This window comes from Paenibacillus sp. FSL R10-2778 (assembly GCF_038593035.1).
Taxonomy (GTDB): Bacteria; Bacillota; Bacilli; order Paenibacillales; family Paenibacillaceae; genus Paenibacillus_AQ; species Paenibacillus_AQ odorifer.
The window spans coordinates 1,313,598-1,337,009 of the sequence record NZ_CP151956.1 but is presented as its reverse complement, the minus strand read 5'-3'; the positions used below and the strand labels follow the sequence as shown (position 1 = coordinate 1,337,009).

22 protein-coding genes are annotated in these 23,412 nt (G+C 42.9%); 2 read left to right on the top strand and 20 right to left on the bottom strand.

Annotation, left to right across the window (positions count from 1 at the left end):
• Positions 1-13: 13 nt before the first annotated feature.
• The 14 genes from NST40_RS05860 to NST40_RS05795 form a co-directional block, all read right to left on the bottom strand.
• Complete coding sequence (locus NST40_RS05860; RefSeq protein ID WP_076277699.1) at positions 14-3,802, bottom strand: hypothetical protein; 3,789 nt, start codon at positions 3,800-3,802, stop codon at positions 14-16.
• Between the two features lie 12 nt (positions 3,803-3,814).
• Positions 3,815-6,073 carry a PKD domain-containing protein gene (locus NST40_RS05855; RefSeq protein ID WP_076277698.1) on the bottom strand — a complete coding sequence of 753 codons (2,259 nt, stop codon included), beginning with the start codon at positions 6,071-6,073 and terminating at the stop codon, positions 3,815-3,817.
• 13 nt (positions 6,074-6,086) lie between these two features.
• On the bottom strand, positions 6,087-6,731 hold the full coding sequence (locus tag NST40_RS05850) for a hypothetical protein (RefSeq protein WP_076277697.1): 645 nt from the start codon (positions 6,729-6,731) through the stop codon (positions 6,087-6,089).
• A 35-nt stretch (positions 6,732-6,766) separates the two neighbouring features.
• A complete protein-coding gene (locus tag NST40_RS05845) occupies positions 6,767-7,264 on the bottom strand; it encodes a hypothetical protein (protein ID WP_076277696.1) in 498 nt (165 codons plus the stop codon).
• Positions 7,265-7,284: 20 nt separating this feature from the next.
• Complete coding sequence (locus tag NST40_RS05840) at positions 7,285-7,665, bottom strand: hypothetical protein (RefSeq protein WP_076220818.1); 381 nt, start codon at positions 7,663-7,665, stop codon at positions 7,285-7,287.
• A 15-nt stretch (positions 7,666-7,680) separates the two neighbouring features.
• Positions 7,681-7,824, bottom strand: a complete 144-nt coding sequence (locus NST40_RS05835) for a hypothetical protein (protein ID WP_162636675.1) — start codon at positions 7,822-7,824, stop codon at positions 7,681-7,683.
• Between the two features lie 5 nt (positions 7,825-7,829).
• Positions 7,830-8,039: a hypothetical protein gene (locus tag NST40_RS05830; RefSeq protein WP_076137569.1), complete on the bottom strand. Its 210-nt coding sequence runs from the start codon at positions 8,037-8,039 to the stop codon at positions 7,830-7,832.
• A gap of 57 nt (positions 8,040-8,096) precedes the next feature.
• Positions 8,097-8,966 carry a hypothetical protein gene (locus NST40_RS05825; RefSeq protein ID WP_076220819.1) on the bottom strand — a complete coding sequence of 290 codons (870 nt, stop codon included), beginning with the start codon at positions 8,964-8,966 and terminating at the stop codon, positions 8,097-8,099.
• Between the two features lie 11 nt (positions 8,967-8,977).
• Positions 8,978-10,027, bottom strand: coding sequence for a hypothetical protein (locus tag NST40_RS05820; protein ID WP_342410500.1), 1,050 nt, complete (start codon positions 10,025-10,027; stop codon positions 8,978-8,980).
• 12 nt (positions 10,028-10,039) lie between these two features.
• On the bottom strand, positions 10,040-11,485 hold the full coding sequence (locus NST40_RS05815; protein ID WP_342410499.1) for an ATPase, T2SS/T4P/T4SS family: 1,446 nt from the start codon (positions 11,483-11,485) through the stop codon (positions 10,040-10,042).
• The gene (locus NST40_RS05810; protein WP_342410498.1) at positions 11,482-12,546 is read right to left on the bottom strand and encodes a hypothetical protein; all 1,065 of its coding nucleotides are present in this window, start codon (positions 12,544-12,546) and stop codon (positions 11,482-11,484) included. The genes NST40_RS05815 and NST40_RS05810 overlap by 4 nt, the downstream gene beginning before the upstream one ends.
• Positions 12,547-12,558: 12 nt before the next feature.
• A complete protein-coding gene (locus NST40_RS05805) occupies positions 12,559-13,308 on the bottom strand; it encodes an SAF domain-containing protein (RefSeq protein WP_342410497.1) in 750 nt (249 codons plus the stop codon).
• Positions 13,309-13,482: 174 nt separating this feature from the next.
• Complete coding sequence (gene purU / locus NST40_RS05800; protein WP_076219715.1) at positions 13,483-14,382, bottom strand: formyltetrahydrofolate deformylase; 900 nt, start codon at positions 14,380-14,382, stop codon at positions 13,483-13,485.
• Between the two features lie 65 nt (positions 14,383-14,447).
• Positions 14,448-15,557 (bottom strand): deoxyribonuclease IV, encoded by a 1,110-nt coding sequence (locus NST40_RS05795; RefSeq protein WP_342410496.1) that lies wholly within the window; start codon positions 15,555-15,557, stop codon positions 14,448-14,450.
• Positions 15,558-15,729: 172 nt separating this feature from the next.
• Here NST40_RS05795 and NST40_RS05790 point away from each other — a divergent pair, with 172 nt between their 5' ends.
• Complete coding sequence (locus tag NST40_RS05790; protein ID WP_036681700.1) at positions 15,730-16,191, top strand: DUF2621 domain-containing protein; 462 nt, start codon at positions 15,730-15,732, stop codon at positions 16,189-16,191.
• Positions 16,192-16,239: 48 nt separating this feature from the next.
• Positions 16,240-17,142, top strand: coding sequence for a TIGR01777 family oxidoreductase (locus NST40_RS05785; RefSeq protein WP_342410887.1), 903 nt, complete (start codon positions 16,240-16,242; stop codon positions 17,140-17,142).
• A 27-nt stretch (positions 17,143-17,169) separates the two neighbouring features.
• Here NST40_RS05785 and NST40_RS05780 read toward each other — a convergent pair whose 3' ends face one another.
• From NST40_RS05780 to NST40_RS05755, 6 genes are read right to left on the bottom strand one after another with little or no spacing between them, the layout of a single operon-like run.
• A complete protein-coding gene (locus NST40_RS05780; protein WP_342410495.1) occupies positions 17,170-18,744 on the bottom strand; it encodes a DUF6382 domain-containing protein in 1,575 nt (524 codons plus the stop codon).
• A gap of 18 nt (positions 18,745-18,762) precedes the next feature.
• The gene (locus NST40_RS05775) at positions 18,763-19,272 is read right to left on the bottom strand and encodes a prepilin peptidase (RefSeq protein WP_076128203.1); all 510 of its coding nucleotides are present in this window, start codon (positions 19,270-19,272) and stop codon (positions 18,763-18,765) included.
• Between the two features lie 25 nt (positions 19,273-19,297).
• Positions 19,298-20,278 carry a TadE/TadG family type IV pilus assembly protein gene (locus NST40_RS05770; RefSeq protein WP_076277688.1) on the bottom strand — a complete coding sequence of 327 codons (981 nt, stop codon included), beginning with the start codon at positions 20,276-20,278 and terminating at the stop codon, positions 19,298-19,300.
• A gap of 18 nt (positions 20,279-20,296) precedes the next feature.
• Positions 20,297-22,525 carry a hypothetical protein gene (locus NST40_RS05765; RefSeq protein ID WP_342410494.1) on the bottom strand — a complete coding sequence of 743 codons (2,229 nt, stop codon included), beginning with the start codon at positions 22,523-22,525 and terminating at the stop codon, positions 20,297-20,299.
• A gap of 27 nt (positions 22,526-22,552) precedes the next feature.
• Complete coding sequence (locus NST40_RS05760) at positions 22,553-23,224, bottom strand: TadE family protein (RefSeq protein ID WP_076277687.1); 672 nt, start codon at positions 23,222-23,224, stop codon at positions 22,553-22,555.
• A complete protein-coding gene (locus NST40_RS05755; RefSeq protein WP_036681690.1) occupies positions 23,221-23,409 on the bottom strand; it encodes a Flp1 family type IVb pilin in 189 nt (62 codons plus the stop codon). The genes NST40_RS05760 and NST40_RS05755 overlap by 4 nt, the downstream gene beginning before the upstream one ends.
• Positions 23,410-23,412 lie beyond the last annotated feature (3 nt).

Sequence of the window (23,412 nt, the reverse complement as noted above, 5' to 3'; positions counted from 1 at the left end):
CGTAGATGTATCATTACTTCACACGATGGTTCCGAAAATATTCAGACCAATCGCCAGCAATCACAACAGTAACTGTATCAATTTTGGTATTGTACTCATTCTTAGCTGTGAAGGTAAATTTCACTGGACCATCGGGAAGTTTCACAAATGCTGGATCATATAATTCGCCTGTCCACAAGGTTTTGTCACTGTTCGTTGGATTTAGTTGCGTAGAATAACCTCCCGTCATCGTTACCTCAACAGTATCAGGTAGACCGGTTGCTATCCCTTGCAATATAAATCGCTCACCTGCCCAAAACACATTGTAGCCTCTTGGACTCTCCTCATTACCGCTCTTGTTCAAATTGTAGCCTTTACGGTTGTTATTCCATTCCTCTGTGTGCTGGACCCCACCTTTAATACTCAGTAGATTAACCATGAAATATTTACGCGCTGAGATATTACTCCAGTTATAACCATCAAAAGCTTCCACTTCCACGGCATATTTTTCGTTCTCAACCAATATTCCAGTTGGCACTTGCCACTGTTCGGCACTTGAATTTTGTTCGCCAGATTGAACCTTAACCATCCCTGTCGCCAAGTTGATAATTTGTACCTTATACCGCTGTTGTTCATCTCCATCCTCATCTTGATAATCCCACTTGATGATTGGTGTAAGCGTACTTGCGATCATAGGCTTACTTGAGTCAGTACTTGTTGGGTACGTTATCGTTACGGTCGGTTTACGGTTGGCTACGGTGATACTCAGAGATAGCTCTCGATACAGTCCTAGAGAATCCGTAACGGTTTGTTTCAAGGTAAAGACGCCATTTGAGGTGAATTTCTTCGTAAATTCATCTTGAGTACTAGCCAATCCTTCCGTCCCGTTAGATGATTTCAAATCATACTTATGGCTGATCGTATCTCCTTTTGGAAGGTCTGGATCCGTCGCTTTGCTCTTGATATTTAGAAGATCCGTGCGATAAATCGGCTCTTTGGCAGCATCTCTGCCTGTATCCGTGATAAGTGTGAATCCGGGCTGCGGCGGATTGTCGATGATAAACGTTTTTTCGTTAGATATTTCTGACCAGCTTAATTTGGAATAAGCCCGACCATATACGGTGAAGTATTCAAATCGATTGAATGTATGGTTAGGGAGTTGATACTGCCGCAGCTGACCTGTGGTGTCAAGGTTTTCAACTGTCTTAACTAAGAGTCCGTCTTTTGAAAAAAATTCTAAACGGTACTTCTCCTGCGGATCACTCTCTGGGTCTGTATAATTCCATTTAATTAATGGATCTCCTTGTATTTCGGCATCTATAACGGATGGATTGGTTACGGTTCCCGCCGGGGTTATCAACGTCATTGAGGGCGCTAGATTTTTAGTAACACTCACCTTCAACGTAGCTATATTAGACTTATCACCGATCTGATCGATAACCCAGTGTTCCAATGTATAGATACCGGACTCAGGAAAATTAACATCAATACTAGGAGTTCGAAACCATTGCGTAAGGCCATCACTATCTGTTACTTTCCAGAAGTATTGCAGACTAGCGACGTCGGAGGGATCTCCATCCTCATCAAAAGATGTATATTGTCGGGTATCATATTGGAATACTGCCGATGGACCATTAATAGCAGCTGTTGGAACATGATTTTTAACAGTAAATACGCGTGTTGCATTGGAACTTAAAGCTCCAATACTTGAGGGATTAGGTACGTCTGTTGCCTTAAGGCGCATTTCCCATCCTTCTGATATAGCCTGCTGCGGTGAAATTCTGTTTGCAGCAAGAAGATCTCGTATCGTCAAAGATTGGTTGCGGTTACTACCAGCATAATAATAAGGACTATTGTTGAGTTTGGCGTACCATAAATAAGCAAGCGAATCTCCATCTTCATCAGGGTTTGGTGTCAGATTATCCATTGTAATTACTGTATCTCGATATACTTCAGCTGGCATGTTAAATGCTGCTGCGGGTGGGTGATTAATCACCTGGACATTTTGGCGATACCAATCCGACCATAACCCTCGATTGTCATGCACTTGTAAACTAATTTGATAATTACCAATCCCAAAAGCTGCAATATTAGGTGGCGTTGTAGCTCCTCCCGAATGCTCCCAAATTTTATTCCAACCGTCTTTGATAACCGTCCAGTAATAAACATCTAATGGATCATTATCCGGATCAAACGATTTATCTGTTATGCTAGTAGCCTTGCGGTAGGAAACGATATTAGGATCAACGGTAAATACCGCTACGGGAGGTAGATTACCTGTAGCCCCCACCGTCCTAACACACCAGTCGCTCCAGACCCCCAACCCATTATCGCCATCGACATCACGCACTCTAAGGCGTATGTCATATTGTCCAGAACTCGGTAATTGAGCTGGCGGTTGACCATCTGTCCATATTTCAGAATCAGTTTTTTTATACTGCCATTGCCAAGCTATAAGTCCCTTATTAACAGCCGTGATGTGGTCCAAATCGTAGGAACTATCTGTTAGCTGAAGAGATCCCCACGTCAGTTTGGCAGCAAACAATGCAATTGGCTTCCGATGAACATGATAGGTCATTGAAGATAAATTATCTCGACTCCATAAACGATAGTCATCGAATCGGTCATCGTTTTTAGGATTATCTCGTGCTTGAAAGGTTGCGTTATAGAGTCCGCTATATGGAAAGGAGGTATACCTTTCTGAACGCCATAACCCACTATCCGAAATGATACCCATCGAATTATCGAAGAAATACGGGTTATGATCGTATCTATAGCGTTCTTGATATTTAGAATCTCCTTCATAGTCTTTGTATGTGGTTGATAAGTCTATAGGAGTGTTAATCAATATAAAGGATTTATTCCTAAGCCTATAGGATACATTAACGACCAACGATTTCTCATCCTTATAATTATAGGGATCCACAACCTTGATAATGATATTGTGTCGTCCAGGAGGAATTCCGTCTGCCAAAACATCTATTGGGATGGAAAACCATTTATTATTTAGTGCCTGTTGGACATGAACTTGTTTATAGAACACATTAGGGATTTCAGCACTAACGACTAGATCATTATTGTCCACATCTCGAACATATCCCTCGATGTTCATTCCACTGAATCCTGGTTCATTTAGTAGCTGCTGCTCGCTTGGTGTAGTCACTGTAAGACTTGGTGCACTATTTATAATTAATGATTTATACATATACGTATATGCTTGATTGTACCAACCATTCAAATATTGATCTGGCTGATGTTGAGCGTCAGCGGCGGCGACATTGATAGAAATTTCAGTTGGAAAATCTCCATACCACGTTTCCCATCTCTTTGTTTCTATTATATTAAAATCATTTGAATTCGTAATAAATGTATGATTAGCCCCAATATCTATGTTTGGACCTTCAACTACCTTATGTTGTCTCCAGTTAGCAGTTATATAATGATTGATATCTCCTAAACCCGTAGAAATGGTAACATATCTGGTACGTTGCATATCAGGCCACCATCTTGCTTCATTTCCAGTTTTCATAATAATGGGTCCATCCAAGACGATATCATATAAAAATTTCCTTGTAGTTAAATCGAATCGAACATTAGTGAGTGTAAATCCAGGTACGTCTAGCGTTATAGAACCAATTTTTCCTGCGCTCGGTAAAGTAGGAGCGTATTTTTGAAAACCCTCCACTCGTATGTCCATATAATTGACGATGTTTGGGTCACCTGCAGCCTCTACCTTAACACTCCCCGAATAAAATTCAGGGAGTAAGAGAAATAGTAATACAAGGGCCATAAACGTTGAAATTGTTTTTTTAAATTTCCGCATCTCTAATCCTCTCTACCATGACCAATCGACATCAGGTGCTTGATTTTTAACCGTGAAGATCCGTTCGATCACATTTTGTGTAGTTTCCGAATTAATGGATTGCCGATCAGCCTGTGTCACATACTCATCGATGGTCGGCTGGCCAAATTCTTCGAATACAGTTAGTCGCACTTCGTATTGCCCAACATCTCTTACCTTGAGATTCAAACGATCTAAATTCTCATTATTAAAAACAACCCATGGTTCCCCTGAAAAATTTCCGTTGTTATCAGAATCGTAGCGGTATTCCCAAAGCCTTCGAGCCACCATATCTTGGTCTGGTGAATACGACATATCATCTATTGATAGGGTCGCTTGATTACCATCTGAAGGATTGCGATACGCTGTTCCAGCCATCGTAAAGTATGCAAAAGGTTTCTGGTCTGGTGCTATATCAAAAGTTGTTTCGTTTCTCGCAGTTAGCCCTAATGTATTCTCCACATAAATGGTTGCTTTATATTTCCCTGGCTTCTTGAATAGCACATCTTTGCTATATACTCCGTTCAGCGATCCGCTATATTTAATATCAGAATTCATTCCACCTGATACGGCTGTGATGGTGAATTTAGTCTTAGCATCTACTATTGGGTAGTGGGTCGGGCTACTAACGTAACTTTGTATGATAACCTTTCGATTTTGCTTTAATGTACCATCTACCCTGATAGATGCATCTGGTTTTGGCTCAATGACATTAACCTCAGTACTAGTACTTCCAGTCATTTTGTCGTCGTCCATTACAGTCAAAGCAAGTGTTTGTTCCCCCAAATGGTCTTTATCATACCAAAGCGTTCCCCTTGGCAAAGTGCTCAATTCTCCCTTAGCATTAGGGGTATCCCAAAAGTAATCCGTAATATAACCATCGGGGTCATACGACCCTGCTGCACTGGCTACAAACTCTTGTCCTGCTTTTACAGTTTTCGGTGCATTTATAAGAGCTGCTGGAGGTTTTAACTCTCTCGGTAGTTCTGGCGGTGATGTAGGACCTGGAAACCCTCCTCCCGGAGGACCTGAGGTTGTATACACTCCTGCTTTGACTGTAAAAGATTCTTTTAACGAATCGAACTTACTTCTTTTGGTCACGACTTCATTCTTAAATCTCACTACTATACTTAGTTCGTACTCTTGACTGTAGTTACTTTTACCTGCCACTTTCTCCTTCGGAATTTCAAACTTGAAAGTTTCGTTTGTCGTTAGAGTTTTGGTATACACCTTTTTTGTCTGGAGTGAACTGTCATTACCCTTCTCTTTGGCATAAAAAATCCATTCTGAAATATTCGAAATATCTTTATAGGATAGCAGCTCACCCTTCAATGCGATCTTAACCGAAACATTCTTATTATCAAACTTAATTGGGTTTGGATTAGGTTGTTCTAGAATTGCAGAACCTGTGAGTGTAGCTTCATCTGGGAGACCATATTCAAAGCTGACTGTTCCCCCGTAGCTGTAGGTGGTTACTTTAGCGTCTGCCGTGTAATAATAGGATGCGAATGCTTTATACTTTCGTCCTTCCGCTTTTCCAGATAATCCGTCATTACTTTCTTTATCCCAAGGAACACCGTCAGGGATCATATAATTCAATATAATTCTCCCATTTTTAAATTTAGGATCGTCTGCATATGATGATTTTTCAAAAGGCACAACTTTTATAGTAGATTGAATGATATCTTGATCATTAATAACATCATTTACCGATCCGTTATACCATTTTAGATATTCTTTATCTTGATAAGGTCCTGCCGTTACCTTTGTTCTAGGTGGATTTTTTGAGGGATACCCATCAGTGGCAATTTTATCATCTGTCACCATCCGATCATTTCTTTCATCGTATTGATTTATTTGCCATCTTCTTCCGTCTGAATACAACCAAATCGAGTTGTATATGTCTGTTCTATACATTGCTTTCCAAGAAGCTTTATATCCTACTACATTACTAATATATTTTTGATTAGGCACTCCTTTAAGTGCAACTTTGATTTTCCCATTTTCCAACGAGATGCTTATTTTTCCATTAGATCCAGTATATTTTAAAGTGTCTGTTTTGATAGAAGAGCCAGTTATACCATTAGGTAGCTCCAAATAAAAATCTTTAGCTGAATTGTTAGATCCAAGCAAACCAGTCGTAATAGGAACAGAAATTGAAGTTAATTTTGTTTCAGCAGCTTGCACAGATGTGGAGAATGCAAAAGGAACAAGTAACAAAAAGCACAGACATATTAAAATATCTTTTTTCATATTGACTGTCCTTTTAATAGTTGACTATTAATTTTTCATCAAATCCACCAGCATGATACATACGAATTGCAAAATAGTCAAAATCTTTTTCATATAAAAATGCTTGATAAGTGGATAGTTGTTCCCCTGGCTTGAGCGTGTAGTAATAGAATGCACTTTTATTGTTGATTTTCTCTTCATTTACCTTCGGCCAAATCGGGTCTAATTCCCCCCCATCTTTTAGTGATAAAACCCATTTTTCTTTTTGATCATTTAAGGATCTTTTAACAATTTTATTGCTGTTATTCTTAATCGTAATCTTAGTCCATATGAAATGTTTAGGTTTGCTAACCATTACTCCAAATGAGTCATATTTAAATTGTTTCACTAAATTTTGTGCATCTTTTGACTTAAAATCATAAATCATAAACTTCTCCAGCGTATAACTAAGCCCACCCGCCGTAACCGTAACCGGCAACTCTAAATCCTTTTTCAAACCATATTTACTTAAGTTATCCCTCATAATGGGTGCTGGTGTAGCAGCAGGTTTTGCTGTAGCTGATGGTGTAGATGCGGTTACTGGTGTAACCGCTGCTGCGTTAGTAATCACGTTTTGCCCCAATACCATGCTAAGTAACATTGTTGTAGTCAAAGCTGCTCTTAAAATGTTCTTCTTCATCACTGAATCTCTCCCTTTTCTTTAATTCGCTTTTCTTACTTATTGAACTTATACTCCTGAACTGCTGGCACCCTGATGGGCTGTTGTGTTTTGGATCTGGAGATCAGAACCGGGTGTTCCGTCTCTATGACGGCAATAACCGAAGGACCTGCGATGTATTTGGTTATGCCATATTCGCTATCCTCGTATAAAAGTGGAAACGTCACACCATCGGAATCATCAATAATATCGAATTTCACAATCTTTACTTGTGTCTTAAAACGACTGCTCCCTTGGGGGAAAAGGCCGCTATCAAGGCCTAGATTGTTCTGCAGGGTTTGCTGAAAAGTATCGTACGCTTCTGTAGGATCTATAATCAGACGACCACGAGTCAATTCGGTCTCATCTAATTCCTGTGCGGCATCGTGAACAGCGATATTATTTGCGTCTTTTAACATGTTGCGCAGCTGGTCCCACTCCTGATTCTGGATCTGAAAGAACCAGGAGTAGATAAAGATCAGTAGGACAAATGCCAGCTTAATAATGTAATCCATAAATTACGCTCATCCCTTAGTCAATCGAGATACTCACTCATAATTGATCCATGCCCATAATATCGAGTCGGCTGCGAAACCGTAGAAAAATTATAAGGAAACAGATTTATCCGTGGCGCGGTTACATACACATCAATTCGTTGCTTTCGCTCTTGAACGGTGTCTGTACTGCTAGTAATTTCTATCGAAGCTTCAGAAAATCCAATCGCCTTCAGATTTGAAATTACTTCATTCCGCATAGAAGCTGTAACCATCCCCTCTGTTGCTGCTTTTTGTGTGATATAGGACGTATTAGCTTTGACCTGTAAATCTAGCAGATAATCTATGTAGGAGAAGATAGGCTGCAGGATAATAAACAGGACTAGCCACATGAACAATGCCCGGAGGACGGTCTCCTTCATTAGACACGCCTCCTTCTAATACTGTTCCACTTGCTTAGTATGTGAGATGATATCGTCCTGACTGCTGCCGATCATATGCGTAGCTACCGTGACAAACATCCCCGCAATTACAAAGCCAATGGCCAAAAACATAGCGACGGAAATAGAGTCTTTTTTCATCTGACTTATACCGAAACGTGAGTCATGGACATAGTTAGTGCAGTCTGGCTGGAATCCAGCGGTTGAGTTAGAGATACCCCCGGGATCGTCGGTCTATTATCATCGGCAGCATTAATCACGTCACGCACCAGAGGAATCAAAATGGCAATTACGATGGCCACACACAAAAAACCGATAGCGATAAACAAACCTGTAGAAATAGCGTCTTTTTTCATTGTTAATTTCTCCTTTTTTATTTTAGGTTTTAAAAATAAGGTTGAATATACAATTTTTCACTGGAACATGCCGACTCCATTAAAATTTCCTTTGATTAGCAAAATGTACTGCATCGCCATGGCAACGATCATCAAAAAAGTAGCAATCGATGGAATAACATTAATAATCGTCGATAGATCACCGATGAAAGACCATTTTTTAAAATACTGATCGCTGGAGATTTTGGAGATAATCTTGCCTTGTTCACGCAAATAGTTTGCAGCTTCCGTGTCATCATCCATGCCTTCTGTCGCCAGCAAAATGGACCGGATGTCATTAATAAAGTGATGGTTATCCGGAAATTTGGCACAAAACCATTCAATCGCCCCCTCCACACCCTCATCTACTGCCCGTTCTGACAGCTCATACAAATCCTGACGTATATATTGAAAATGTCCCGCTGTACTCCCACAAAAAGCACCAAACTGCACATATCCGCGCTTACGTAGGCGATTATTCTCATAGAGACGAATGAAGGAGATCAACTCGCCATCTTTTTGAATATTCGTCTTTTGGTGAAGCCACGCCAACACCCAACCAAGCGGAAGATAACGCATCGGACTGCTGATTACGAGAATAAGTAGAGCAATTAGAGGGTCATAGAATGAAAAAGGAACAGATCGGATGAAATCGCTGACGACTTGGCTAAATAAATAGATGATTGCCGCTGAATAACGAAATAGCGTAACTTTTCGAGCCGAAATTGATAAATTGCATTCATTCAACAATTGCTGAAATCTATCACTCTGCACGTGTTCACCCAGCGAATTCCACCGGATGCCCAGTCGGACAAGATATCGTTCCTGCTTACTGCTGCTGCTCACAAACACAAGTAATGCGACATACACGATCCCGATCACTGTAATTAGTAGTAATAATCTATCCATAGTTCATCACCTTAGTGGTAGTCCAGTTTGGGCCTGGCAAGAATAGTACTGATCACAAAAGAGATAAAAAGGCCGGAGACGATCACCATCAAAAAGGAAAGACCTACCGCAGTTTCGAACTGCAGTTGAAAATAGATATCGGGCTTCAGCATATACATAAAGGTACCAACCGTAGATACCAGCACCAGAAGATTCCCATATAAGCCAAGGCTGATCGCATCTCTGCTTCCTGCTTTTACAGTTAAAATCGTCTCTCTCTGCTGCTCCATAGAACGATTCAACAGCATTAGCGAGCTTTTTAAATAACGGGTTCCCTCCTTCTCGGCATAGAGCAGATCTGATATAAACTCTAAAGCGAAGGTGGTGCCGATCGCACTGGAGAATCTCCCTGCTTCCTCAACAAGCTCCTTCTCATTACTGTAATTAGAAAATGCGGCACCTAGCAGCTTCAGAGGCCTCTTTAGTACATTTTTATCCGTAAGAAAATCCGCTGTCCGATCAAGGATCGAATCTACCGACAAATGTGTGAATTTGGTGGAGATTTTGACTACATCGAGGAGATCGTAGCTTCCATGTACCTTCCGCTGTGCATAGATGTATCTCATACGAAAATAAGGAATCGTCGCAGATATTACAGCTATAAAAAGTGGAAATCTCCACGCCCCCTGAATCGGCTGTCCTTCATTAAAAGTAATCCCCTCCAGAAAAGGATTGTTAAAACTCAACCTTCCAGGGAGCTCACTAAGAGTCAGTAGTCCTGATAAGAAAACCGCAATAAATAAAATAGCTGTACGCATAACAAAACGCATAACGCTAATACCTGGTTCATACTTCCGGTGTACGAAATACAGAAGCTTGTCCAGATGGCGGTAGAGCCACAGCCTTTTTTTAACCGAGCTAACTCTTTTGCCAAAAATACTCATCTTATGTTTAATTCGAAAATCGAATTTCTGGACTACCTGCCGTAAATGCCTTTCGATGAGCAGTTTGGTGAGTAACCACAGTCCCCACACAATCCATAAATGAAGGACAAAACGAAAAATATAAAATAGTAAATCCATAGCTGTACCTCCTCACTCATTAAGTACTATCTTAGATTTCAAGCTTTCTTTAAGCGGCTGATCCATTGGTTTTGTTGAAGCAAGTCGTCCCAGCTCTTTCTGGACAATCTGTGTAGCCTCCGCATTTTTCTTAGTCATTTTTAGCATCAGATTTTTCGTCAGCTTGTCATTATAAGACCAACACATTTCCTGCGGCTCCCAGCGCATAAGATCATTAGCAAACACTGAATTTCTATCCTCTTCGTAAAAGATTTCTGATATTCGCGCCAGCCGCTTCTTCCCGTTCGGGACACTCTCCAAAATAAACACCAGCTCGCATGATTTCAGCGCAGAAATCAAATGCCCCTTTAGACTCCCGCCAATTCTTGTCGACACAGCAAACGCACCTTGATAAGGAATGTCCTCCGAATCCACGGTGTGGAAGGTTCCGGTGATCCCGTCGTATCCTTTTTCCCCACTCCACAAATAAAATTCCCACTCGTTATAACGCATCTCTGTCATATACAAAATATTTGGGTCATGCCGCAGCGACTCTACTCCCACCTCCATCAGTTCCTCATTCGCAGCTTGAATTGGAATAATTCGATGCCCTTTAATTTGATACGGTAAAATGGATTCCGGGTGTTTCTCTATCATCACTACTCCCATGCAGGAGGAAGAGCCAAGCAGTTGCTCACCAACGATCGTATTGGCAAAGGTTGTTTTTCCTGACCCTACAGCACCCGCAATAATGGTATTGCGAAACGTGGACGATAACGCCCGAATGAACTCAACCGCCTCGGCAGGAATACATTCCGTACCCGCTTGATCCTCCAAATCCAGAAATTCCACAACCTGTCGCCGCAGTGATATCGTAGTAAAACCCTCCCAAACCCTAGGTGATACCCAAATCGCAAGCCGAATAAATCTACCTGGCCAAAGCGGATCATCCATTTTGAACTCCACCGAAGGATTATCCTTGTTCAGCTTTTTATTGGGATCACTTTTTAGCAAGGAACGCTTCAGCTGCTCCACCCGATCCAGTGAAGGCATCTCATACGGGTAAGCTATAAACTCACCTTTATGGTTATAAAAAATTTGCTTCCCAATCATTTGTAATCCGGTTGACTCGCTGTATGCACGATCAGTAAACCAACGATACGCTGGTCCAAAACCCTTCCACTCGTGATACAGGGCCTCTGCCGCCGTTCCGTACGCTTCTGGAACCTTTCCAGTAAAAGGTGTTTTTCGTAAGTACTTCTCAATCTCATTCATAAAAAAGCTAACTGCCTGCGGATCGCCAATTAATGCCTTTGCATTTAGCTCGAAGTAAGCGTCATCCTCACGTTCTAACCCTTCGTTCATCTCGGTTTTCATTTTTTGTAAAAAAGCATAAAAATCTTCCTTGCCCGGTTTGCTAGTGCGCAGCACGCTTTGTTTTAGAGAAAAGAGTGGACGACTCGCGAGAGTTTCAATCATAGAAATATCCCTTTCTTTTTGGCCTCTGGCGCTAATCCCATCGACACCAATAGAGAATGTACCTTATCATCCACATGCTGTAGCTCTTTTTTGCCTAGAGGCAAGCTTTCCTGCAAGGGCTGGTAATACGGTAGCTCCAGCAACATTTCAGTACCAAATCTAAGGGCCATATTTTTGGACGAAGATATTTCCTCCACATTACTGCGGTTAATGATCAGCTGGAAATCATGCGGACGCAGATCTATATGCCCCGCAAGCTCGAATAGAGGTTCTAATCTGTGTTCATGTTTAGGATGAGTGACAATCATGCGTAACGACGACTTTTGCATACCGACATACCACGCAGCACTCTCGGGAATTGAACCGAAATCAGCAATAACCACATCCGCATTTGCTCCAGCTCTAGCCAAGAAATATTCGATCTCCTCCTCCAGATAATCCTGGACACTTAAGTAGTCGTAATTCCCCGGTAGATACAAATAGCCATCCTGCCTAATCAATTGCTCGAAATCTTCATCATGAATCATCTTCCCTGTAAGCTTGGGGCGCAGTTTGTCTAGACTTATCGTCGCTTTGCGGTCATACCCGGGGTCATATAAATCCAAACCAAGTACAAGAACACGTAGACCTGCCGCAGCAATTCGTCTTGCGAACAGCTTCGCCACACTCGTGCAGCCAATGCCTGGACCTGAGCCAAAAAAGCCAACCAAATTGCTCCGTTCCTCGACATCCTCTTCCAGGATAAAACGAATCTTCTCTATCACTGCTGACGAGGTAGAACGAGGAGGAATAAAATATAGACCTAAGCTTTCACACAACATATGCACAGCTTGATAGCCGCGAATTCCCTTTTGCAGATATAAATACAGGATCATAGAGCTTGGATATTTGTATCGCAGCTCGCTAAGCGCTTGAACAGATACCTGGTCACTAGTAACCATTAACATATGACCTTCGGTATGCGCCGGATCGGGATACACGTTTTGTGTAACTACATTAAATCCCGCGTTTTTGATATCAATAATCGTTAACTGATCTATGCCGAGACTAAATATTTTCAAGGCAATCTCCCCCTACTCTACCCGTACGATCCACAGTTTTTTGCCCTGCTCCAAAAATTGTCCTAGCCGTTGACCCTCACTTTTCTTCAGCTTCAATTCTGGTGTCGCCACCTTGCCAGTAGAAGTGAATCGGTTATTGTTGTTGCCTTTCTCAGAATCCTGCACATCATTATTGTCTTCTGTTCGCACATAGTTCACGGTAACTCCAGATAAAAAGATCTCTTTAGCAGGATCGCTAAGCAAGCTTTGTTTTTTCACCTGTTCCTCGTTTTCTTTTTTAACTGTATTTGAACCAAGCGCCTCTCGCTGCTTCTCTCGCTCACCTTCTACAAGATAAATGTCTACCTTATCCCGGCTTCGCAACGAACCATTGATGGCATAAATAGCCTCCTTCGGAATAGGAAATATACCTTCATCCTGCAAAGGCTCTAAATCACTAACATCCACCAGTGATGCTGTCAAAATACTACCGTTAGTCAGATTCACATTCGTAATTTTGTGCTCCACTTGTGCGATTTCCGTAATTACACCAGAGGGTATATCCTTGGTCTGAACAGAATCCAGATACAAATCACTTGCTTTCAGCTCATAATTTTTAGGTAGAGATTCCCCAGCTCGCACCTTAACTTTGACCACGGTTTGGGAAAGCACGTAGGGCTTGAAATAGAGATCATAACCTAGCAATCCCCCGAATCCAGTAATCAAAATGAGACTTGCGAAAAAATAATTACGTTTTAGCAAACGTCCTCGCTGTAACGCCAAACCTTCCACCTCCTTAACTATATGATTTTTGAGAACGACAAAAAGCACCTTGGCATAAATAGCCAAGCTGCTGGTAAAATGCTTTTTTACCTGATAGAGATTTAGTGAACATTAAATTAAAGGGTTCCGGTGAAAGCCCTCGGGCATAACCGTTTCTTTCACCGGAGAATACCTTTATTTAAATACTACAGTTTTGTTCTGATGGACGAGAATCCGGTCCTCGATATGCCATTTCACCGCACGAGCCAGAACAACACGTTCAATGGTACGCCCAATCCGTTTCAGCTCAATAACATCATCACTGTGGCTTACCCGCTGCACATCCTGTTCAATAATCGGTCCACCATCTAGTTCTTCAGTAACATAGTGAGCGGTTGCCCCGATAATTTTCACCCCACGTTGGTACGCTTGGGCGTATGGATTGCCGCCAATAAAGGCAGGCAGGAAAGAGTGGTGAATATTAATAATCTGATGGCGATAATGCTCAATAAAGGACGGCGAGATAATCTGCATATACCGTGCCAATATAATAACATCGATATCGTCTCCGATGACCGCTAACTGGCGTTTTTCTGCTTCATCCTTAGTATCCGCTGTGACTGGAATATGATGAAATGGAATGCCAAACGACTCGACATAAGATTTCATATCCAAATGGTTACTAACGACGAGGGCAATATCGGCATCGAGATCGCCCGCTTGCCACTGCCAGAGCAGTTCAACAAGACAATGGTCTTCTTTAGAGACGAATATGGCAAGTTTCTTCTTATGACGAACATTAAAGATCTTCCAGTCCATCTTAAAACGCTCCGCCACTCCGCCAAATTGAGAGCGAATCTCTTCCAGACGATCGCCTAATTCAGGTAGGTCAAACTCGACTCTCATAAAGAACATTCCGCCATCTGGATCCATCGTATACTGATCCGACTGCACAATATTTGCGCCATGCTGATACAGAAAGTGTGATACAGCCGCCACAATTCCCGGTCCGTCAGGGCAGGAAATAAGCATACGTGCCCGGTTGGAATAATGCTCGACACCCGACGAATTGTTTCTTTTTACGTGTAATTCCATGACCCTCTTCCCATCCTCTCATCTACCTACGCAATCTGAAGTATAGCTTAAGCGTTCACGAGCACTTAATTGCCTGCTAACCAAGCAATTAAACGATGATTAATAGCTTCCTCGCTTAGTTGCGGAAACAACTGGGCTGCGACAACTTCATCGTACAGACGCTCCAGTGGTTCACGTGGATCAGCTTTTTTAGCTTTGGCATCGTTCTTCAGCAGCTCCCAGACATTAAGTACATATTGACGGGAATCCATCTCCTGCTTGGCAAAAAATTCACGTAATGTTTCAACATCCTGCACGAATTCCGGTCCAAAGCGTTCAGCTACGTTACCACGCAGCAAAGCGATCTCCACCTCATACATCGGACGTTGTGTCTTAGCATCTTTACCAATCCATGGGGTCTCCAGAATGAAAGGCAGACCTTCCAGCTTTTCATGGTGTACGATTTTGTTAATCGTATCAAACCCAATCCAACCTGAGCCAATTGGCGTGTGACGGTCTTTGCGAGCGCCACATGGATTTTTACTGTCATTAATGTGGATTACACCAAGACGGTTCAACCCGATAGTCTCATCAAATTTGTTGAGAACACCGTCCAAATCATTAACGATATCATAACCAGCATCATGAATGTGGCAAGTATCAAGACAGACCGATAGACGTTCGTTATGTTCGACCTTAGCAATAATAGAAGCGATTTCTTCAAAACTGCGGCCGATCTCTGTTCCCTTACCAGCCATAGTTTCTAGAGCGATATGCACTTCCGTTTCATTCGTGCCTCCAAGCACCTCATTCAGGCCATCTGCAATCCGCTGAATACCATATTCAGCATCTTTATCAGTGAACGCACCTGGATGTAATACAATATGCTTGACCTCAAGTGCATGGGTACGGCGAATTTCCTCTTGCAGGAAATCAACAGCCAGTTGGTACGTATTCTCTTTATAGGAAGCGAGATTAATAATGTAAGGTGCATGGACAACAATCTCCTCTACACCATTCTCTTTCATAACCTGCTTCCCTTCGTTGGGATACATGGCATCAATCGGCTTGCGGCGCGTATTCTGCGGCGCTCCTGTATATATCATAAACGAGCTGGAACCATACTCATTTGCTTCATTTGCTGCGGTCAAAAGACCCTTGTCCGAGCAAGACACGTGTGAACCTATTTTCAGCATACTTCTTCCCTCTTTCCTTCACGAATTAACCCCTATTCTACCGTGATCGGAAAAATAAATCTAGACGAGGCCAATATGCCGGGTTCTGCTTCGCAAAACTTTGGAAATAAGCTATACTTTAATATGAGAATAATTCGTGTGAGAATCCTCATTGCCAAAAGGTGGTGTATGCATGTTTATCCAATCAGGACTTGGTTTATTATCCACACCGAGCAATTGGTTTATGAACTCTATCGCTTTCTGGACATTTATGCTGCTTGGTTCCATGTGTATCGGCGGTTTTTTTATGTTCCGCAAATTCCTAAAGGTCCTGCCCAAAGCTGATGGAAAGTCAAAGCTAGACTGGCAAAATTACTGGGTAGAACGTAGCCGCCCGCTCTGGAGTGACGAAACAAAAGCCTTTTTGGACCAGCTTGTTCAGCCTGTACCTGGTCCATTTCGTGATATTGCGAAGCATTCTATTGCTGCCGAGATCGGAAAAATCGCCGTCGAGAGCAATGCAAAAGAAGTTACTCGCGATCACTGCATTAAAGGTTACATAGTTGCCACACCGCGGCGCGATAACCGTTTTCTTGTCAATTTTCTCGAAAAGAATAAAATTGATTACTCTGCTTACCAGCATTTGTTTAAGTAATTTTTAATGAATTGTACGATTTAGAACGGAGGCCCTCCTTTGAAATATGTGATATGTGGCGGCACCGGTTTTATAGGTAGCGAACTAGCAAAATACTGGCTGCAAGCAGGTAATGAAGTTGCTATTGTAGGTCGGAATTTACCAAAAGACGCAACAACAATTCATCCTAAGCTGAGTTACCACACCTGGGACAGTCTAAGTTCTAATCCCGATCCAGTGGAAAATGCAGCTGCCCTAATTAATCTCGCCGGAGCTTCCCTTAGCCAGCGCTGGAGTCCAAGTGGCAAAAAAGCGATTATGCAGTCCCGACTTGCAACCGTTTCCGCAGCAGCTAAGTTAGTAGATCAAATGAAGCAAAAGCCTTCCGTAATCATTCAGGCTTCCGCCGTGGCGATTTACGGTACCTCTTTAGAGGATACTTTTAGTGAATCCTCACCAGCCCAGGTCATGGATTTCCCTTCAGAAGTAGTTAAGACATGGGAAGAGGCTTCAGATGAAACCTACCATGATATCCGCGTGGTCAAGCTGCGTACCGGAGTTGTGCTCGGCAATGAGAGCGGAGCATTCCCCAAAATGAAGCTGCCTTATTTATTAGGTTTTGGCGGCAACATTGGCTCTGGAAAGCAGTGGCTCTCTTGGATCCATCTGACGGATATTGTGCGTCTAATTGATTTCTGTACGCAAAATCCAACGATTAACGGACCTGTTAATGCGACTGCTCCAAATCCGGTAACGAACGAAGAGTTCGGCAGAACGATTGGCAAAGTCTACAAACGGCCGCACTGGTTCCCTTTGCCAGCCTTCCTGTTAAAAACAGCAGTCGGGGAATTATCCGAAATCTTACTCAAAGGTCAGCGCGTCCTGCCCGCAGCGGCATTAAATCATGGCTTTGACTTTACCTTCCCTACACTTCAAGTCTCTTTAGAAAATTTGAAAAAACAAAAATTGTAGAGCCACATTCATCGTTAGAACTCACCTTCATGCTGTATGAAATGTGTAGCTTCCTTTTATAATTTTAAATGTGGTCCCCTCTGTTAGTGGATACTCTTTATACGGGACCATGGCTTCACCTTGAAAAAGCGTTCCATTTCTGGAGTCAAGATCCTTCAGAATATATCCGCTGGTGCTTCTAGATATTTCAGCGTGTACTCTAGAGGCTCCTTCTGATCTTTCCACATATTGAGCCACCTCTGCCGATCGGCCGATAATGAAGCTAGTTCGATTTAACTCGATCATTTCCGCCTCTTCACCCTCCTCACCGCTTCTTTGGAGATAAGGAATACTCCGATCCAGCTTTTCAATTTGTCGTCCCTGCTCAGGCATTTTCTCCCGTGATAATAAAGTTGTTGGTGCTATGGCTTCTGGTGCTTTAAAAGAACAATGTTCCTCTGCTATTGATTCATGACGGGTTGCCGGAACGTTAGCTGCTGAATCTGAGAATTGCGGAGTTACCTTTGGGATTGTTGCTGGAGGACGCGTAGAAGTCACAGGGTTCCTGCCAAAATTCCACTCCAATTCTTTCCGACTCGGATTACAGTTAGTATCTTCAGAATCTTCACTCAGACTATCATCATCTTCTTTACCAAGCTTTAACCTTCCGCTCCAAACCATCCAACTTAAAACAGCCAATACAATCGTCACAACTACACAGACGGCAAGCCATAACGGCTTTGTACTATCCAAATATAGAAACTTCCACAGTAGTGCATCTCCTAATAGACACCCTAGCACTATATAGGTTCTTGTGCTTGAGGCTTGCGGATTCGTTACCTGCTCATCCTCCAAGCTTAGAGACACGCTCTCCTCCTCTTTTATCTTAAGATTAGGATAGCTGCTGATCCAAGGAGTAGCAGTCGGCTGCTCCAATCCCTTATCTTCGCGATGCTCATATATTTTTCTTAATGGTGGAGCTGCTGCCTCTTTCACTAGATATTCTTTTACGCCTTCATGAAGCTGTCTTTCAGGTGTAACGGGCTCTCTTTCTGTCAGCAACTCTGATAAAAGAATCTTTAAGCCAGCTGGAGTAAATCCCTCTTCACTGCAATATTGCAATAGTCTTTGCACACCACTGCCAGTTAGCTCTGTGATAGATGCCATTAACACCATGATTAGTGACTTGAGTGACTCTCCAAGCTTTGAACCAGACTTATTCTCCTGAATGGGTATGTAGGTCAGGTATACTTTACCGCTCTGTAACGACCCTTCAATAAAAATGTAATCTGCATGCAAAGCATACTGTTCCGCCCGCAGCATATATAATCTGCCATCTTCCATGCCTTGGGCAATTTGCAGCAATAACCCGAAAAATGAGCTCATACTTAGCTTCTCTCCTTTGAGTAGATGACTAAGCATTTTTTTGCGTAAAACAGCGTATTCCATAGTAACCTTCATATCTATTTCTCTAAGTAACAGCCTCAAATGATGAGGAATGTCAGTGTTCATCAGCATGCGCGCCTGAATCAAATTAAGCTTCTCCGCGTGTATTCCTTCGGGTTCACCAAGGATCATATATATACCATCCTGTTGTATAAAATCACGGGTTAATCCGAACAACAAACATCACCTCCCGAACTAAAAGTATAGATAAGCGCATATGGAACCAGGGATAACAGCCAGCATGAAAGGGAATTTCAACAGTTCACTATCGTTATTTTTTAATAGAAACGGGCTCTTCCATAAAATAAATCCAGAAATTCTGCTGATGATCTTACGCGAACGACTGACCGCCTCCCGTCTCTTTAAAACAATTAACCAGCCTATTAAAGCACCAAATAGTACGGAGTACATGACGACTTGCAGCGTAAACAACATCCCTGTCCACGCTCCGATTCCAGCAAAAAGCTTAACATCCCCCGCGCCAACCGCCCCTAATAAATGCATGATCAGAAGGACTGTAAATCCTACAGCAGCTCCCCCGAAAGCCCTCAGCAGTCCATGCCAGCTATTGATCACCCCTTGTGCAAGCAGACCGGTGAGCAAGCCTGACAAGGTGATCCAGTTTGGTATTCTCATCGACTTCAAATCTGTAATCAGTGCCGCTGCTAAAAACGGTAGACATCCCCAAAATGTCCACTCTGCCATTTATTACACTCCTTTTTCCACCCTTTCACTTCACTACTGTGAACATAACCTCAACAGATCTACCATCATCCAGTTGTATAACAAACGGCCACGAGCCCGGTGTGGTATTTACACCAATTTTCCATTCCCACTCGATATATCCATCTTCATCCGCTTGTTTCCAGCCTAAATATTTGGCAGTACTGCCCCCGCTCTTATAAAAGACTGACAAGCTGGCAGAAGCATTCGGCGGTATTCTGGCACGAACCTTGCCTTGCTTATTCGCTACAGCCGGGTTCGGCTTTTCTAAGATTTCAATGAATTCATCTGGTTGGCCAGTACCGTTCCCCTCCTTGGCTGTGCCTTCTCCCGTATCCCCGATCCAGAGGCGTTCAACAGCACTTGCTTCTAAAACAATACTTTGGTTTAGAAAGGGGACCTTCATCGGCAGCTTATAACTAACCACTAGCCCAAGGTAGGGACGAGTACCCTCTTTTAGCTCCGGCACCATAACATTAGATACATGAATTCGCTCATAATCCAGTAAATCTGATGTCAGGTATGGTTTCAATAAAGGTTTGATCGCAAGATCAAGTACACTTTCACTAGTCTCTGCCTGAAGCTTCTGCAACGGTCCCTCACCACTTTCTAAAGCCGACATAACCCACTCATTTAACGGCTTGGGTAAAGACTCAGCATAACTATCGCCCCAATCAGTAAGTGACAAGCGAGGAATAGTCCAATTCAGGCCAGCAGAATGATCACTGTCATCCCCTCCTGAATCATCACTTACTTCGCTGGATATTCCCCATTTCTGCACCGCCAAAGCCGCAGGATACATATGAGTTGAAATAGACTTTACAGTGTCTGATGCTGTACTTTGCAAAGCTGTCGAATACAAGGTCATCTGTACGATAGAAATCAGGAACAGGACGAATAGCAGGAAGAACGGAAGAACCATCGCCGCTTCTACTACCATGCTACCTTCTTCCTTGTCCTCCCCTCTGATTCCATACCCATCCCCCATCTCCTTACCAACCTCCCGCTAATAAGAATAATCAGCTTTTACTGCCCTCAGATACTTATTCCCTTGTACCTCTCCCGGAAAAGCAGCGGTATAATTCAACATTTTAACTACACCTGGCAGAAACCATAACTGCATTTGGAGCTTAATGTCCGATGATACATAGGTGTTTCTTTCCTCTGGATTTATTCCTGTGTTCAGTTGAATCAGAGCCAGCATCCGCGATAGCTGCACTTCCCCGCCTCCATGCATTATCATGAACAGTCGCAGATGATCACGGTAAGTCAGCTGCGCCGGCATATATTTGGATAAAGGAATCGCATCCTTCTCACAAAGCTGCAACATATCCTGAATGGCATGCTGGATTCCATACAACAGTGCCGCCGCTAGAACAGCCAGTGGATTTCCCAAGGTTGCCTTCTCTATAAATCCTTCCATTGTGCGAATGGACAACCTCATCGCGAATATTTCGGCATAGGCTGCGGCCACATTCCCTGCGGGATTATGAAATCCGTATAAAATGTATTCCAGCTCCTGAGCGCGAGGATCAAGCTGATCTGTGAGCTCACTAGTGTCTTCCAGAGAATTCAGTGCCAGACTAGCTAACTTTGAAACATCAAAATGCTGAAAATAAAGCGCGGAATACTCCGTTTGAAAAAGCCTGTCTCTAGCGCCCCCCATAATGCCACTCATTGCTGCATAAATCCCGTCAATATCCTTCATCGCCGAGCTTCCAGCAGCATAGGGATCTGAGGATACTTCAGATTTATCAGAGGATTGAGACTCCAATCCGTTGTTAAATGAAACATTGTCCTCATAAAATTGATGAAGGATTTGATAACGTTCCATCGAAGCTGCCGCTCCGCTACCTAGCATTCTAATTTTGTCCAGCAGTGCTCTAACCTCGCCCAGCTTGGATTTGGCTTCCCCCTCTACTTGCTTACGTGCTTTATCCGAGCTGCGATACTCTTCAAGAAAAGCCAAATCACTAGCGATAACACTTCCCTTCTTACCGTATTTTTTATAATAGTTGTCCACTACATGCGAAGCTCCTAGAACAGAGGAAATCATTTGGTAGGAATCACCGTTGACTCCCAAAGCTTCATGCAACACTCCTGATAATCCTGTTACCGTCGGTTCAATGGACTCGTACGCACTTTGCTGCATAAATAAACTATTCTCCATACTACTAATGTCAGTCGAAGAGAGGATCAAGGCATCTTCCTGTTCATGCAGCTTTTTAAGTGGCTCAGCGCTTATTTCCCCCGAGTTTCCCGGAATATCCCAGTCCTTAGCAGGATCGTCTGCCAGATTTACGCCACTTATTCGGGAAGCTGCCAAAACATCTCTCATCCGGTCATTCAATTGCTGCGCTTTGTTTAACGCATCCTTCGCTTCCTCCATTGATTGTCCATGTTCTTCATGAAAGGTTGTTAATAAGGATGGGAGCCGCGACAACATCTCTGAAGTTCGGCTCTGATAAAGTGCCAACTGATAAGTGTACTTTGCAGGCTTTTTACTATCACGATATAGATCTTCGTAATATTTCCCAAGATAGTCACTATACTGTGCTGGTATATCCGCGGCTGCTTGCATGCTTCCGAGCGAATGGGCCGAGATAGAATCTCCGGGCGGATTCATAATCCATAGCAGTACTCTTCTTCCACTCTCCGCCGCTTGGCTTCTCCGCTCTAACATTAGATCCAAATTCTCTTCACGTTCATCATATAAAGGTTGCAGCTTACTAAGTAATTCAGTAGCTCTTGAGGCCTCTGCCATTACGCCCGACAGCGGCTTGAATTTACCTGCCAGCTCCAAGGCGAAATCAACCGGAGCCTTATATTTCATCTCTTCCAGTATTTGATGACGAAAAACATCATAACTTCCCAGCGGCCGGCTCCATTCCAAAGAGGAGGATTCCAGTGCAAAGGGTAAGAGATTGAACGTATCCCCCCGCCCACTTTTATGCAAATTTTCATTGAGCACTTTGGACAGCAGCATATCACCATCACTATCACCTAATGCAAATAAACCGTATCTCTCACGCAATTCAACATGATATGAAGACATAACAGAGCGGATACTGGCTCTCGCTAATCGTTCCTCCTGAACGTTGAACGCAGCGATTCGCGCATAATCAATCAGCACGGCAGTAAATAGAAAGATGAAAGCCAGCACCATGATTAGAAAAATTGTAACTGAGCCTTCTGTTTTGCCCTTAGCAGGACAACCCGTAATTATACTTTTCATTAAAACCCCCTCCCTTGAACAGAGATTTTACTTATCCTGAAGCTTGGTCAGCATAGCAGAAGCATCCTTCTTATCCATGTAAACTGCAGATCCACTACCCTCAGAGCCCCCTTTAAATTTAGCTCCAAAATAACGCATCAGGTCGACCGTACGAATAAACTCAACAGGCTCGACAATGATAGACTGGGCTTCAACAGTTGGGTTAGCCTCATCCGATAGAACGCTATCAAGCACAGGCAAGCTCAGTAGACGATTTAACTCGGCCTTTACTCTCCGTCCTGTAAGGCTGTGAGCATAACGCATAGTTCCTGGCATATTGTCCGGAATCATAGTAGACGATTGGCCCAGTTTAAGCACTGGCAATTCACTCTTCTCTGATAATTCACCGGGCAACTCTATTGTCACGCCAGCACTGCCAGCTTCTCCACCAAATAATGAGGCTAACAAGGCATCATCCCCAATTCTCCAATAAAGGGAGTCATACTCACCAGCCATGTAAGAACCAGAGACCTCCTTGTGACTGTTGTCCCAGTTGTAAGCCGCACGCTCAGTAGCTCCTGAGGCCACTTGCAACAGCATGGACTTCTGATAGCTATACAAGCAAAAAAACAAAAGAAGCATCGTAATAAACATGACGATCGGCAACAGAAGTGACGCTTCAATAGTAAAACTGCCTTGATCACCCTTAAACTTGTTCAATCGAATACTTCCTGACTCTTTTCACCCGCCGTTTTAATTAAGGCTTCTACTACCTCTTGAATTTTGTCCTTAAACAAAAGAACAACTGCAATCAAGACAGCAATAATCAAAATCATCTCCAAAGTTCCTAAACCTTCCTCGTCTTCCCAAAAGTTCTTCATACTGTCCAACATTGTTGATACCATCAG